The organism is Flavobacterium panici, assembly GCF_903819335.1.
Taxonomy (GTDB): Bacteria; Bacteroidota; Bacteroidia; order Flavobacteriales; family Flavobacteriaceae; genus Flavobacterium; species Flavobacterium panici.
In genome coordinates, this window is record NZ_CAIJDE010000017.1 from 276,013 (window position 1) to 290,116 (window position 14,104).

The window sequence follows — 14,104 nt, forward strand, 5'->3', positions numbered from 1 at the left end:
AACTTACAATTTTATAAATTTTAAAACGTTATTCTTACTTCAATAAAAATTTAGAAATAACTTTGCACGCTTGTCAAAATTGTATTACGGTTGAGACAAAAAATTATGCAAACCAATATTTAAAATAATGATTGATTATTCAAACATGAAAACATATTTATTATTTATCGCAGTGCTTCCCTTCATTAGTTTGACAGCCCAAGTTAATGATAATAAAAAGGATACATTGTTTTTTAGCGTAGATAAGTATTACACTGTATCTCCCTCGATTGAATTAAAACTATCAAATGAGAATTACAACAAGAAACTGGCGTTCGAAAAAATGCAGTTTAGACAGACAAATACGGATGGTTATGTTTTTTTTAGCGGTGATTCTGTTGCAGCAAAAAACATTAAACCCAAAAATATAATCTCCATAAAAGATTATATTGAAAACAGAAAGTTTTATCATGACGGAAAATCTAATAAAATTGTGGACAAATGGAAATTAAAAGATTCTTTAACTGATAAATATGTGATTTTTTTTGATGATTGCAATCAACTAATACAGGCTAAAAGTTTAGAATATATCTCTTATTATCCTATACAGAAAGATTCGAAAATTATTGAGAATAAAAGAAAGGATACTCTTTTTTTTAAATTAGATAATAAATACATCTATGAATCTTATCCGGCAGTTAACCCTAAACGGTATTTATTAAAAGACAGCGGGACTTCTAAAAATGGGACTTTTTTCTTTGAAGAATTTGACGAGCAAACCAGGCCCAGATTCAAATCTAAAAAATCACTTGATTTAGAAAACTTTATACATTCAACCCGATTTTATAATGCAGAAAAGCAAATAATAGAAGATCGTAATCTCTCGAACTATTTAAGCAATTATATCATTTTTCTAGACAAAGAGGTCGAAAACAAACATGATTATATTCAGATTAAACCTTCTGTAACAATAGAATAATCTGGAGATCAAGCAATCCTAAAGAAGCATAAGGATTTAAATAAATATTAAAAAACCCATATTTGTTATTTACAAATATGGGTTTTCATTTTTGTATACTATTTTCCTAAGTTTCTTTGACTGTAATGATCTTAACCGGACAGGCTTTTGCCGCCAATTCACAGCTTTCTACAATTGTATGATTAGGAGATTTTAAGGTAAAAAAGCCTTTTGCATTTACAGAATGAATCAAAACCGATTTCCCGTCTTTTTTTGACATCTGAAAATGTACCGGATCCATTTCGACACAGTAATTACAGCCAATGCATTTATCTCTTTGTAAAGTAACAATAACCATTATGCCTCAACAATTTTATATAATTTGTCCGACATTCTGATTCTGAACGGAAGTTTAAAAGTACAATCGTCACCTTTTTTTGCTTTTTCAGCTTCTAGATCGTTTACAAACATTTCGTCGATAATCATTTCCTGAGCGCCTGTACTTGGGCCTGTAACCAAAATTTTATCTCCAATTTTAATATCGTAAGCTTCAATTTTAAATTGACCAACATTGGCTTTTGGGAAATAATGTGTTCCTTTTCCAACATAAACCTTTTTCTGTGTTGCTACAGATCCCGGAATATCGCTCCATTCGCCTAATTCCTGACCCAGATAATATCCTGACCAGAATCCGCGATTGTAAACGGTTTCTAAAGCCTGCATCCAAACTGCGATTTTTTCTTTTGTAAAAGTGCCTTCGTAATACGCATCAATAGCTTCGCGATACGTTTTGATAACTGTTGCCACATATTCCGGCGCGCGTCCGCGTCCTTCAATTTTTAAAACCTGAATTCCCGAATCTATAACCTGATCTAAGAAATCCAGCGTACATAAATCTTTCGGCGACATCATGTATTCGTTATCAAGTTCAATTTCAAAACCGGTTTCCTGATCTATAACAGTATATTTTTTTCGGCAGTTTTGTTTGCATGCTCCACGATTTGCCGATGAATTATGCGAGTGCAGACTCAAATAACATTTTCCTGAAACGGCCATACACAAAGCACCGTGACCAAAAATTTCAATTTCGACTAAATTTCCGTTTGGGCCTTTTATCTGTTCTTTTTCGATTTGAGCTGTAATGTTCCTTACTTGACGCAAGCTTAACTCTCGGCTTAAAACCATAGTATCTGCAAATAAACTGTAAAATTTTATGGTTTCGATATTGGTTACATTCAGCTGTGTTGAAATATGAACTTCCATTCCTATTGATCTTGCCATGGCGATTACGGCCTGGTCAGATGCAATTACGGCTGTAATGTTTGCTTCTTTGGCTTTGTTCAATAATGTTTTTACAACTGATAAATCATGATCGTAAATAATTGTGTTTAAAGTAAGATAGCTTCGAACGTTTTTAGCTTCGCAGCGATTCGCTATTTCTTTTAAATCTTCAATAGTAAAATTTACCGTTGAACGTGCGCGCATGTTGAGTTGTTCTACTCCAAAGTAAATAGAATCCGCACCATTATCTAGTGCAGCCTGAAGTGACTCAAAGCTCCCTGCGGGAGCCATGAGTTCAATTTTGTTAGTAAGTGTCATTTTCATTGTATTTTTTTTGCTAATGGTTGAAACCATTGGCAATGATTATAGCGGGGTATTTTTTATTCTTTTTCAAGATAACCGAACTCAACTTTAGAAGATGTCTCCTCGTTGTCGATATTCATTGTGTTCCTGCGGTTGAAACCGCAGGCTATATTTTTCCTTTGCGTATGTTATTTCAATATAGCCCGTGGTTTCAACCACTGGAAACGCATTGTTACGCATTTTATACTCGTTAACAATTGAAATCGTTGGCAATGATTATAGCGTGGTATTATTTATCGTTTTCAAAACAACGGAAAGTTCAACTTTAAAAGATGTCTCCTCGTTGTCGATATTCATTGTGTTCCTGCGGTTGAAACCGCAGGCTATATTTTTCCTTTGCGCATGTTATTTCAATATAGCCCGTGGTTTCAACCACTGGAAACGCATTGTTGAGCCAAATCGTTAAGTCAAGCAATCATTTATCTCCCAACCCATGCAATTTTATAAATTCATCAAATTCATCTTGACCATTTTTCTTAAGATGATGTTGCTTTTGATTTTTAATGTAATTGTAAGCAGCATCTAACTGGGATTCGCTGACAGAGAATGCCGCAAAACCAGTTTGCCAAGCAAATTTTTCAAGGATAAATTCTCCTCTATTCATAAAATGAGAAGAACTTCCTTTAATTTGCTTAACAATGTCTGAAACAGTTTTTTGTGGATTTTGTAAAAATAAGACATGCACATGATCTGGCATTCCATTGATGATTCTAACGGGACATCCAAGTTCAGTCAGCTCTTGCCAAATAAAATCGTATAATGTTTTCTCAATTGAAAAATCAATTAATTCCTGACGATTTTTGGTTGCCCAAATTGCATGAGTCCATAATTTGGTATAGGATTGTGACATAAATAAATTAGCATAAAATTTATGCTAATTTACTATTTTATACAACTTATCTGACAAACGAATACGAAAAGGAACCTCAAAAGTAACCTTATCACCAACTTTAGCAGATTGGGTTTCTGCGCCATCAACGATAAATTTATTTAAAACCATTACCTGTTCACCAGTTGTCGGCCCGGAAATTAAGATTTTATCACCGCTGTTTAACTCTTGGTTTTCAATAGTAAATTGTCCCACTTGTGCTTTTACATAATAATGCTCTGCTTTTCCAAGAAGTACTTTTTTTACTTTTACTTTTTGACGAATATCAACTTGTTTTTCGGCTGCCGCCAAAGCTGTATTTGGCAATTCGCCTGAATGTTTGAATTTTAGATTCTCCGATTTACCTTTTCTAAACACTTTGTTTCCAACTTGTTTTCCAGTTCTTAAACGAACCTGATCAACCAAAGGCATATGAATAATTTCTAAACATTCTGTAGAACAGCAGTTTTCCATTGCAGCTTTACAATCATCACATTGAATAAACAATAAATGACAACCGTCATTTTCGCAATTTGTGTGATTGTCGCAAGGTTTTCCGCATTGGTGGCATTGTGAAATAATATCATCTGTAATTCTTTCACCAAGACGATTATCAAATACAAAGTTTTTCCCGATAAATTTGCTTTCTAAACCTTCTTCTTTAAGTTGTTTAGCGTAATTAATGATTCCGCCTTCTAACTGAAATACGTTTTTGAAACCTTGGTGTTTAAAATAAGCACTAGCTTTTTCACAGCGAATTCCTCCAGTACAATACATTACCAGATTTTTATCCTCTTTGTGATCTTTAAGCTGATCATTAATTATGGGTAAACTCTCTCTAAATGTTTCAACATCTGGAGTAATCGCATTTTTAAAATGTCCAACTTCACTTTCGTAGTGATTTCTAAAATCAACCACAATCGTATTTGGATCATCAAGAATCTCGTTGAATTCCTTAGCTTTCAAGTGAACGCCTATATTAGTTACATCAAAAGTATCATCATTCAAACCGTCGGCAACGATTTTGTGACGCACTTTAATAGTCAATTTTAAAAACGAATGGTCATCATGTTCTACAGCTTCATTTAAACGAATGCCTTTCATGAAATCATAAACTTCAAGAGTTGCTCTAAAAGCCTCCAAATTTTCTTCAGGAATACTCATTTGAGCATTAATTCCTTCATTGGCAACATAAATTCGGCCTAAAGCATCAAGTGCGTTCCAAGCTAAAAATAAATCATCACGAAATTTTTTGGGATCTTCAATTTTGGCATACGCATAGAAAGACAACGTAAGACGTTGTTTACCTGCATCATCGATCATGATTGCTCTTTCTTCTGCGCTCAAAGTGTTGTACAGTTGCATGCTATAAACAGTTTTAAGTTAAGAATATATAATCGAATTCTATTTTCTGAGTGAATTCGGGCGCAAAGGTAGGTTTTTCTTTTCGATTTCAAAAAACAATTAACTAACCCTGTTTTAAACCGTATAAGTGATATAAGTTCATTTAATTTTTTGTTTTTGGATGTAGTTTTTACATATTTTATTTTGCAACTTTATTGCGTTAGTAAAAAATAAACACTGCTTATCAATACGTTATGAAAATTTCACTAAATTTATAAGGCACAATTTTAACATTTATGATTATGAATGCTTTAAAACTACCCAAACCACTCTTCCCAATTCTTTTACTTTTAATAATTTTCATCTCTTGTAAAAAAGAAAAACCGAAAGCCCCTCCTCCCATGCAGGCGCCTTTTGTAACCGTCAAGAGTGAGGATGTCCCCATTTACAAAGATTTTGCCGGACAGACTTTTGGAGATTTAGACATTGAATTAATCGCCAGAGTTGACGGAATTCTAACTGGAATTCATTTTAAAGAAGGTCAGCGCGTTAAAAAAGGGCAATTATTATACACCATTGATCCGCTGGAATACGATACAAAAGTGGAACAAGTACGTGGTCAGGTTGCCGCTGCACAAAGTAATTTAGTGAATGCCGAAGAAGAATTAAAACGAATTCGGCCGCTTGCAGATATGAACGCTGTTAGTAAAAGAGAATTAGACGCGGCTGTAGCCAAAGAAAAAGCAGCCCGATCAAACTACACCAGTGTTCAGGCAAGTTTAAAAAATCAGCAGATAGAAAGAAGCTATGCCAATATAAAATCACCAATCGACGGTGTTATTGGTCTTTCGAATGCCCGATTAGGAGATTATATTACCAAAATTGGAAATGAGTCTAAATTAAACACCGTTTCAAAACTAGAAAAAGTCAGAGTTCAGTTTACCGTCAGCGAATCAAATTATCTGCAATATCAAAAACAAGTCAAAGACGGAGAACGAATTACTGATCTTCAACTTATACTTTCTGATGGAAGTACACATCCATACAAAGGAACTCTCAATTTCTCTGACACCAAAATAGACCCAACAACCGGAACCGTAACTATCGAAGCACAATTTCCAAATCCGGAAGGAACTTTACGATCCGGACAATTTGCTAAAGTCCGTGTTTTACTCCGAACCCAAAAAGATGCGATTGTAGTTCCTCAAAAAGCCGTAACCGAAATTCAGGGATTATTCCAGGTTTCTATTATTGACGATAAAAACACCATTCAAACCCGAATGGTTGAAGTTGGACAGAAAATTGGAGTTGATTGGATTATTACTAAAGGTTTAAAACCCAACGAAAAAGTCGCCATTATTGGCAATCAATTTATTCAGCCTGGATCAACAGTAGTTCCAGTTCCCTACGTAGCCGAGAAAGATAAAAAGCAAATTGCATCATCTCTAAACAACTAGGCTATGGATAATTTCTTTGTAAGACGACCAATCGTTGCAATCGTACTTTCCATATTTATAGTTCTCATTGGAGGACTTTCGATTCTGTCAACGCCCATTGCACAATATCCCGAAATTGCCCCGCCTCTCGTTCAGGTTTCTACGAGTTACCGCGGAGCCAATGCGCTAAATGTCGAGCAAGCCGTTGCAACACCAATCGAACAAAAAGTAAATGGTGTTGAAAATATGTTGTACATGCAGTCGACGAATACTGGAGACGGAAGTATGACGCTTTCGATCACTTTTGATATGGGAACAGATTTGGATAATGCAACAATGTTAACTCAAAACAGAGTTGCCGAAGCGACCAACAAACTCCCAAACGATGTAAAAACAACCGGAGTTACAACCAAAAAGTCATTATCAATGCCTATGCTGATTTTGTCTTTGTATTCTCCTAACAAAACTTTCGATAATAACTTTTTGACCAATTATGCGAGCATTAATCTTGTAGATGCGCTCGCTCGTATTAAAGGTGTTGGAGAAGTTACACTTTACGGAGGAAGTAATTATGCCATGCGAATTTGGGTCAAGCCCGATATTATGGCCAAATACAACTTAACAGTTCCCGATATTATTCGATCTATTCAGGAACAAAATGCCATTGCACCCGGAGGAAAATTTGGCGCTCCGCCAGCAACACAAAACAATGAATTTACGTATAACGTAATGCTGAAAGATCGTTTGGTAAATCCAGAAGATTTCGAAAACATCATTTTAAAATCAAACATCAGCAATCAGCAGGTTCGGTTGAAAGATGTTGGAACAGTAACACTCGGAACCGAAAGTTATGCTTCGGTTGCCAAACTCAATGGAAATCCCGCAGGAACTATCGGAATTAAACAAATGCCGGGTTCGAATGCTCTTGAAGTTGCTGAAAACGTAAAAAATACGATTGAACAACTCAGTAAAAGATTTCCTCAGGATTTAAAATATGCCGTTTCTCTAGATACGACTTTAGCCATTTCTGAAGGAATTAACGAAATCATGCATACTTTAGTGGAAGCCATTATTCTCGTAATTCTGGTAGTTTTTATCTTTCTGCAAAACTGGCGTGCGACCTTAATTCCGCTTTTAACCGTTCCAGTTTCCCTGATTGGGGTATTTATGCTGTTTCCGTTACTCGGATTTTCGATAAATGTACTTTCTCTTTTAGGATTGGTTCTCGCCATTGGGATTGTCGTCGACGATGCCATTGTAGTTGTTGAAGCTGTAATGCACCATATTGAGCAGGGAATGTCACCGAGAGAAGCGACAAACCAAGCCATGCGTGAAGTTTCGGGACCAGTAATTGCGATTGCGATTGTTTTAACTGCCGTATTTATTCCGGTTGCATTAACTCCGGGAATTACCGGAAGATTGTATCAGCAATTTGCTATTACAATTGCTATTTCCGTGATTTTCTCTGCATTAAGTGCTTTAACTTTAAGTCCGGCTTTATGTTCATTATTACTAAAACCTAATCAGGAAGCAAAAGGCTGGCTCGGGAAATTCTTCAAATGGTTTAATGTTAAGTTTGGAAATTTCACCAATAAATACACAGGGTTTTCAGGTTTCTTAATCAAGAAAACAGCCCGAAGTTTAATTTTTATCGGAATTGTAGTTGGAGCCATTATTCTTTTGGGAGGAAAAATTCCGGGCGGGTTCGTTCCCGAAGAAGATCAGGGTTATATGTTTGTCAATATTGAACTTCCCGGAGCTTCTTCTTTGGAAAGAACTAGTAAAGTCATTCAAAAAGTAGAACATATTTTATCTAAAAATCAGGGCGTTGAATATTACACTTCGGTTGCCGGATTCAGTTTAATCAAAAACTCGGTTGCCACCAATAACGGATTTTTCTTCGTGGCCTTAAAAGAATGGAAAGAACGTGAACAAGATGTTTTCCAGATTTTAAAAGAAGTCAATGGAAAAGTAGTTTTCGGAATACCCGAAGCGACGGTTTTTGCTTTTGGGCCTCCGCCGATTACGGGAATTGGGAACGCCGCCGGATTCTCGATGATGCTTCAGGATAAAGAAGGAAACACACCACAATATCTTTTCCAGAATGCCCAAAGGTTTATGGCTGAAGCTAAAAAAAGGCCTGAAATTGGAACGATTCGAACGACCTTCAATCCAAATGTTCCTCAGATTAGTCTGGATATTGATCGAGAAAAAGTTTCAGAACTGAATCTTTCTTTATCCGATGTCAATCTTGCTATTGGTGCCAGTTTGGGAGGGCAATACATAAACGAATTCAATAAATTCGGACGGCAATATATTGTTTTGCTTCAGGCAGATCCAAGTTTTACCGTAAATCCAGAAGATATTAATAAGATTTTTGTTCGAAGTCGTGATAACAAAATGATCCCTATTACTAGTATTGCTACCATTCGAAAAGAAAGTGGACCCGAATTTACAACCCGTTTTAACTTGTATCGTGCCGCAGAAATTGGAGGAACACCATCACCCGGATTTACTTCGGCGGAAGCCATGAAAGCATTGCAAGAAACCGCTGCAAAAGTTCTTCCCGCCGGAATGGGCTACGAATGGGCGAATATGAGTTATCAGGAAAAACAAGCTGAAGGAAAAGGGAATACCGTTTTTATCATGGCGCTGTTTTTCGTGTTTTTAATTCTCGCCGCACAATACGAAAGCTGGAAATTACCTTTCAGCGTTTTACTCGGAACTCCTTTTGCCGTTTTTGGTGCTTTCCTCGGATTGTATCTCTGCAGATTATTAAGTCCCGATTATGTAAATAATGTTTTTGCGCAAATTGGTCTCGTAATGCTGATTGGATTGGCTGCAAAAAATGCCATTCTGATTGTCGAATTTGCCAAAGAAGAATATGAAAAAGGAATGCCCGCTAAAGAAGCCGCATTGTACGCTGCCAAATTACGTTTCCGACCAATTTTAATGACGGCTTTTGCTTTTATTTTGGGAGTTGTTCCGTTGTTAACCGCAAGTGGAGCCGGAGCGCAAGCCAGAAAAGTAATGGGAATGACTGTTTTTAGCGGAATGTTGGTTGCCACCATTTTGGGCGTTTGTCTGATTCCGGTGTTATTTGTATTTATTGAAACATTCGGAAAGAAAAAACCGGAGGAAATCGATGAACCTAAAGACGAAGAAAAATGAAAAATCTAAAAATACTTTCAGCGTTATTTTTGATGGTTGTTTTTCCTTACGGATGTATGGTTGGACCAAAATACGTCAAACCCGAACAACCTCAGGCAGATACTTTTCGTTTTGGCGATCAAACCAGAGACACAACAAAATCTGTTACCACCATAAAATGGTCATCGATATTTAACGATGATGTCTTAATTGGCCTGATTGAAAAAGGAATTCAAAACAATTACGATCTTAAAATTGCTTTGGCACGTTTGGAACAGGCAAAAGCCAATCTCGGAATCGCAAAAGCCGATTTATTTCCTGCTTTTCAATATTCTGGTCAGGTAAATAGTGCCGAAACTTTTATGCAGCCTTCATCGGCTTTGGCAAATATGTCTTGGGAACTGGATTTTTGGGGAAAATACCGTCATCAGAATAAAGCTTTGCAAAACGAACTTTTAGCAACCGACGAAGCACGAAAAGTAGTCCTGTCGAATATTGTCAGCACTATTGCCATTTCTTATTTTGAATTGCGCGATTTTGATAACCAACTGGAAATTACGACACATACATTAGAAACCAGACAGAAGGCGTACGACATTATTAACGAACGTTTTATAAGCGGTTATGTTGCCGAATTGGATAAAGTTCAAATTGAACAGCAGGTTGCAATTGCCGAAGCGAATATTCCGTTAATCAAAAGACAGATTACGGCTCTGGAAAATTCCATTTCGATTTTAGTCGGACAAGTTCCACAGCCAATTCAGCGTGGAAAAACGAATAGTGAATTGTTGATTTTAACGACTTTCCCAACTTCGGTTCCGTCAGCTTTATTAGAAAACAGGCCCGATGTAAAACGTCAGGAATATTTATACAAAGCAGCTTATGAAAGAATTGGTGTTGCGCAGGCATTGCGTTATCCGTCGTTTAATATTGCTGCCGTTGCAGGTTTTACCAGCATTATGGTTGGAGATTTATTTAATGATGGTTCGTATATGCAGAATGTTGGTGCTGGCGTTACGGGACCAATTTTTAACTTCGGAAAAAACAAACGACGCGTTGATGTCAACCGACAAATTGCGGAAGAAGTAAAATTCAATTTCCAAAAAACCTATTTAACCGCCATTGCCGAAGTCGAAAACTCCCTTCAAAATGTGGCTATGTTTAAAGAAGAATGGACAGCCAGAAACCGACAGGTTATTGCTGCACAGAAAAACTACGATCTTTCAAATGCAAGGTATTACAATGGTTATGTTTCGTATTTAGAAGTTCTGGATGCGCAGCGATCTTTGTTTGAAGCGCAATTAAGTCTTTCACAGTTAACCCAAAAACAATTAAGTTCAATGGTTCAATTGTATAAAGCCCTTGGCGGAGGATGGAATTAGTTTTTTTGAGGTTAAAAGGTTTTTTTAAGTTGCTAAGATTTTGAGACGCTAAGATTCTAAGTTTTTTTCTTTTATATCTAGTTATCATTCCGTAGGAATGTTTCATCGGTAGAAAAAAATGACGATCGCCCATATTTACGTTCCATAGGAACGTTTGATGTTATCAGATTATAAAAACGATACCAAAATCAAACGTCTCTACGGAACGTAAAACAATGATAACAATATAATTTTCTACCAACGAGATGTTCCTAGGGAACAAGGAAATATATAAATTTAAAAGAGGGGTGTTTCAATTTTGAAACACCCCTCTTTTAAATCTTTGTACCTATGTACCTTTTCTGCTTTGAACCTAAGAACCTCAGCAAATCAGAATCTTATTCCCTTAATTAGCAGAATTCGTTAAACGCATCTTGCAGGTTCTCAGCAATCATTTCAGCTGGACGACCTTCGATGTGGTGACGCTCTAACATGTGAACCAATTCTCCGTTTTTGAACAAAGCCATAGATGGCGATGATGGAGGAAAAGGAAACATATGTTGTCTTGCTGCATCAACCGCTTCTTTGTCAACACCAGCAAAAACTGTAATAAGGTGATCTGGTTTTTTAGCGCCTTCTAAACTCATTTTTGCTCCCGGACGTGCATTTCTTGCAGCGCATCCGCAAACAGAGTTTACAACAACTAAAGTGGTACCTTCAGCTTTGATAGCATTTTCAACAGCTTCGGCACTATGTAAATCTTGAAACCCAGCAGCTGTAAGTTCAGCCTGCATTGGTTTTACCATTTCTTCTGGATACATATTTTTATTCTTTTAAATTTTACTTTTGAACTGCAAAGTTACAAAGTTTACTCGCAACTACTTAATTTGAAGTATAAAGTTTTGTTATAGTTCGATATAAAATTCTAAGCCTTGTATTTCAGAATATTTAAACTGCTGCTTGTTTTACTTTTTTCTCAGGAAATTGATAATTATATTGTTTTAAATGTCTGTTTCTCCCTCGCATTTTACGTTTTGTCGTCAAAACCGTTTCCTTATCCTGTTCAGAAATCTCAATAGTTGAAAGATAATTACTTACAAATCTTTTAAGAACTTCTATATTATCGACTTCTATAGAATATATCGTTTTTTTACCTTCATATTTTATCTCGACCAGATTTGCTTTTTTTAATTCAAGTAAATGTTTTGATATTGTGGATTGTGCCAAAGGAATTAAATCAACTATTTCACCGCAAGTTCTATTATCTTTTCTCCATAAAAGGGTCATAATTTGAATTCTTGTTGGATGCCCGAGTGCCTTGCAAATCTTTCCTATTGCTTCTGTTTCTATATCAAATTTTAAATTCTTTGTAGTTCCCATAATCCTCTTCAATTTTTCAAATACAAAATTAATTGGCAGGGCATCTTTTGAATCGCTTCAAAAAGTCATAAAAACAGAACAATAAGGTATTTTTTATACGTTCACATCACAGTTCTCAAAGTATGCACTACTTATTACGATAAAAAAATTAGAATAAGATGGTCCGCAGATTTTACAGATTTAGACTGATGTACGCTCAGTTTTTACCTTAACTGAATAAAACTCTAAACAATGCCTTTATAAAAGGCAATTTTGGACATTTTAAAATGACTTGAAGGTCTTCAAATAAATTGGTTTCTTCATCTAAGAATTTAAAAATCAATTGTGGATTTCCTTTTTTGAATAAAGAAGAAAAAATAGACCTTCCTAATTCATTATGGCGATACAGAATATCTAAAAGCAATAAATCATAAAACCAGAATCGGCTTTTTTTATGAAACGCTTTCATACTGAACGATTCCGGGATTTTTGGAGAACTATTATCACTAAGAAACTTTATTAATTCTGAGGATTTTTTATCTGAATTTTTGAAAGTATAACCCGTACTTGCTTTTGTCCATCCGCCGGCAGTTCCAATGTTTAAAACACGTTTAGTGTTTTTCTTCCAAAAAGGATAAGAAGTCATTGGGATGCTTCCCTGCTCCTTTTCGATAATTTCAAATTGGTGTGTTCCGAGTTTCTGCAAATAGATTTGAATTTCATTTTCGTATTCTTCCGTAGGAAGCAGTTTCTCCGAAAACAAAGTATATTCAACCAAAGCTTCAGTTTTAGAAGTTGGCAAGACATACATAAATCTTGTATTTCCTTTTTGTTCTACCGAAAAATCCATGAAAATAACTTCTTCAGGATTGAAAACTTCTGATTCTGATTTTACAAACCAACCCACAAAATGCTGCTGTAAAACCGGATATTTCGTTTGACTTTCGGCGAAAGCCTTTGTATAAATGCTGTTGAATAAATAATTACAGGTATATCTGTTTTGTTCTGTACCAACAAAAACATGCGTTTCGAGTTCGTTGATGTCGGTTACTTTTTCATTTAGAAAAGTAATATTCGGTTGATTTGAAATAGCATCGAAAACGAAATTATAAAAATCTAATCCGTTGATTTTATTATAGGTATAGGGTTTTAATTGAAGATCTCGTTTAAAGTTTTTATTGGCAAATAAAGCCAAATCCCATTTTTTAGAGATAATTGGATTCCAAATTGAATCTTCTTTTTCCCAAAAACACCAGGTTCTGTCATTTGTTTTCTTCGAATCCTGATCTAAAAGCAAAATTGATTTATCAGAGAATTTTCCAGATAAAACCATTTTATAAACTGTCATTAAAGACGCCAGTCCGGTTCCTGTAAAAATGTAATCGAAGTGTTTAATTTGCGAAGAATTCATTCTCAAAAATAAGAAAATTTATTCTTTCAGTTTTTCTAAAAAAAGGTTAAAATCCTTTGGACTCAAATAATTGCTGTACTGCAGTATAATCTCGTTTTTCTCATTCAAGACACATAAAACTGGATATAGAATTTGATTATTAATTGTTCCGAGCTGTAAAGCCAGTTCGTGAATACCCACATTATTTCCCAAAGGTTTGTATTTAAATGTCTGATTATTAAATGCAATATCTCGCTTTTCTTCGGCATTCAAATCAATGAAATAGAAATCTGAGTTCAGTTTTTCGATAATTTTCTGGTTTTTAAATGTCGTTGCTTTCATTCGCTGGCAAAACTGGCACCAATCGGTATGGATGAAAACGATGATTTTTCGTTTTTGAATTTGCTGTAAACTATCTACTTCTTCAAAAGTGTTGCTTTTTAACTGGCAGAATCCTGTTGAGGTTATTCCGAAGAAGAAGATTAGGAAAAATAGCTTTTTCATTTTGTTGTTTTTTAGCCCACAGATTTTACAGATTATTATGTCTTTTCGTACCATTAAACTGGACTGAAGTCCAGCCCTACAACATAGTTCGTTCCGTTGGAACTTCAAGAG

At 35.5% G+C, this 14,104-nt stretch carries 12 protein-coding genes; 4 read left to right on the top strand and 8 right to left on the bottom strand.

All coding sequences use genetic code 11. The features are described from left to right. Window positions 1-145: 145 nt before the first annotated feature. Window positions 146-958 (top strand): hypothetical protein, encoded by an 813-nt coding sequence (locus FLAPXU55_RS01230; protein WP_180856158.1) that lies wholly within the window; start codon window positions 146-148, stop codon window positions 956-958. 106 nt (window positions 959-1,064) lie between these two features. Here FLAPXU55_RS01230 and FLAPXU55_RS01235 read toward each other — a convergent pair whose 3' ends face one another. The 4 genes from FLAPXU55_RS01235 to trhO all read right to left on the bottom strand — a co-directional run bounded on the left by FLAPXU55_RS01235 (window position 1,065) and on the right by trhO (window position 4,814). Continuing rightward, window positions 1,065-1,295, bottom strand: coding sequence for a ferredoxin (locus tag FLAPXU55_RS01235; RefSeq protein WP_042563582.1), 231 nt, complete (start codon window positions 1,293-1,295; stop codon window positions 1,065-1,067). Beyond that, entirely contained in the window at window positions 1,295-2,536 is a 1,242-nt protein-coding gene (locus tag FLAPXU55_RS01240) for a peptidase U32 family protein (protein WP_180856159.1), read from the bottom strand. Before FLAPXU55_RS01240 ends, FLAPXU55_RS01235 begins: the two co-directional genes overlap by 1 nt. A gap of 460 nt (window positions 2,537-2,996) precedes the next feature. After that, window positions 2,997-3,431, bottom strand: a complete 435-nt coding sequence (tnpA, locus tag FLAPXU55_RS01245; RefSeq protein ID WP_180856161.1) for an IS200/IS605 family transposase — start codon at window positions 3,429-3,431, stop codon at window positions 2,997-2,999. A gap of 24 nt (window positions 3,432-3,455) precedes the next feature. Then, entirely contained in the window at window positions 3,456-4,814 is a 1,359-nt protein-coding gene (gene trhO / locus FLAPXU55_RS01250) for an oxygen-dependent tRNA uridine(34) hydroxylase TrhO (protein ID WP_180856163.1), read from the bottom strand. Between the two features lie 281 nt (window positions 4,815-5,095). Here trhO and FLAPXU55_RS01255 point away from each other — a divergent pair, with 281 nt between their 5' ends. The 3 genes from FLAPXU55_RS01255 to FLAPXU55_RS01265 are packed head-to-tail and all read left to right on the top strand — an operon-like array spanning window position 5,096 to window position 10,761. Further along, on the top strand, window positions 5,096-6,250 hold the full coding sequence (locus FLAPXU55_RS01255; RefSeq protein ID WP_180856165.1) for an efflux RND transporter periplasmic adaptor subunit: 1,155 nt from the start codon (window positions 5,096-5,098) through the stop codon (window positions 6,248-6,250). A gap of 3 nt (window positions 6,251-6,253) precedes the next feature. After that, complete coding sequence (locus FLAPXU55_RS01260) at window positions 6,254-9,400, top strand: efflux RND transporter permease subunit (RefSeq protein WP_180856166.1); 3,147 nt, start codon at window positions 6,254-6,256, stop codon at window positions 9,398-9,400. Next, window positions 9,397-10,761 carry an efflux transporter outer membrane subunit gene (locus FLAPXU55_RS01265; protein WP_180856168.1) on the top strand — a complete coding sequence of 455 codons (1,365 nt, stop codon included), beginning with the start codon at window positions 9,397-9,399 and terminating at the stop codon, window positions 10,759-10,761. The genes FLAPXU55_RS01260 and FLAPXU55_RS01265 overlap by 4 nt, the downstream gene beginning before the upstream one ends. 389 nt (window positions 10,762-11,150) lie before the next feature. On the opposite strand, the gene FLAPXU55_RS01270 is transcribed toward FLAPXU55_RS01265, so the two are convergent. The 4 genes from FLAPXU55_RS01270 to FLAPXU55_RS01285 form a co-directional block, all read right to left on the bottom strand. After that, window positions 11,151-11,561, bottom strand: coding sequence for a BrxA/BrxB family bacilliredoxin (locus FLAPXU55_RS01270; RefSeq protein WP_053473127.1), 411 nt, complete (start codon window positions 11,559-11,561; stop codon window positions 11,151-11,153). Between the two features lie 127 nt (window positions 11,562-11,688). After that, window positions 11,689-12,120, bottom strand: coding sequence for an ArsR/SmtB family transcription factor (locus tag FLAPXU55_RS01275; protein WP_053473128.1), 432 nt, complete (start codon window positions 12,118-12,120; stop codon window positions 11,689-11,691). Window positions 12,121-12,328: 208 nt separating this feature from the next. Further along, entirely contained in the window at window positions 12,329-13,510 is a 1,182-nt protein-coding gene (locus tag FLAPXU55_RS01280) for a lycopene cyclase family protein (protein WP_180856169.1), read from the bottom strand. 18 nt (window positions 13,511-13,528) lie between these two features. Next, on the bottom strand, window positions 13,529-13,993 hold the full coding sequence (locus FLAPXU55_RS01285; protein WP_180856171.1) for a thioredoxin family protein: 465 nt from the start codon (window positions 13,991-13,993) through the stop codon (window positions 13,529-13,531). Window positions 13,994-14,104: the final 111 nt, after the last annotated feature.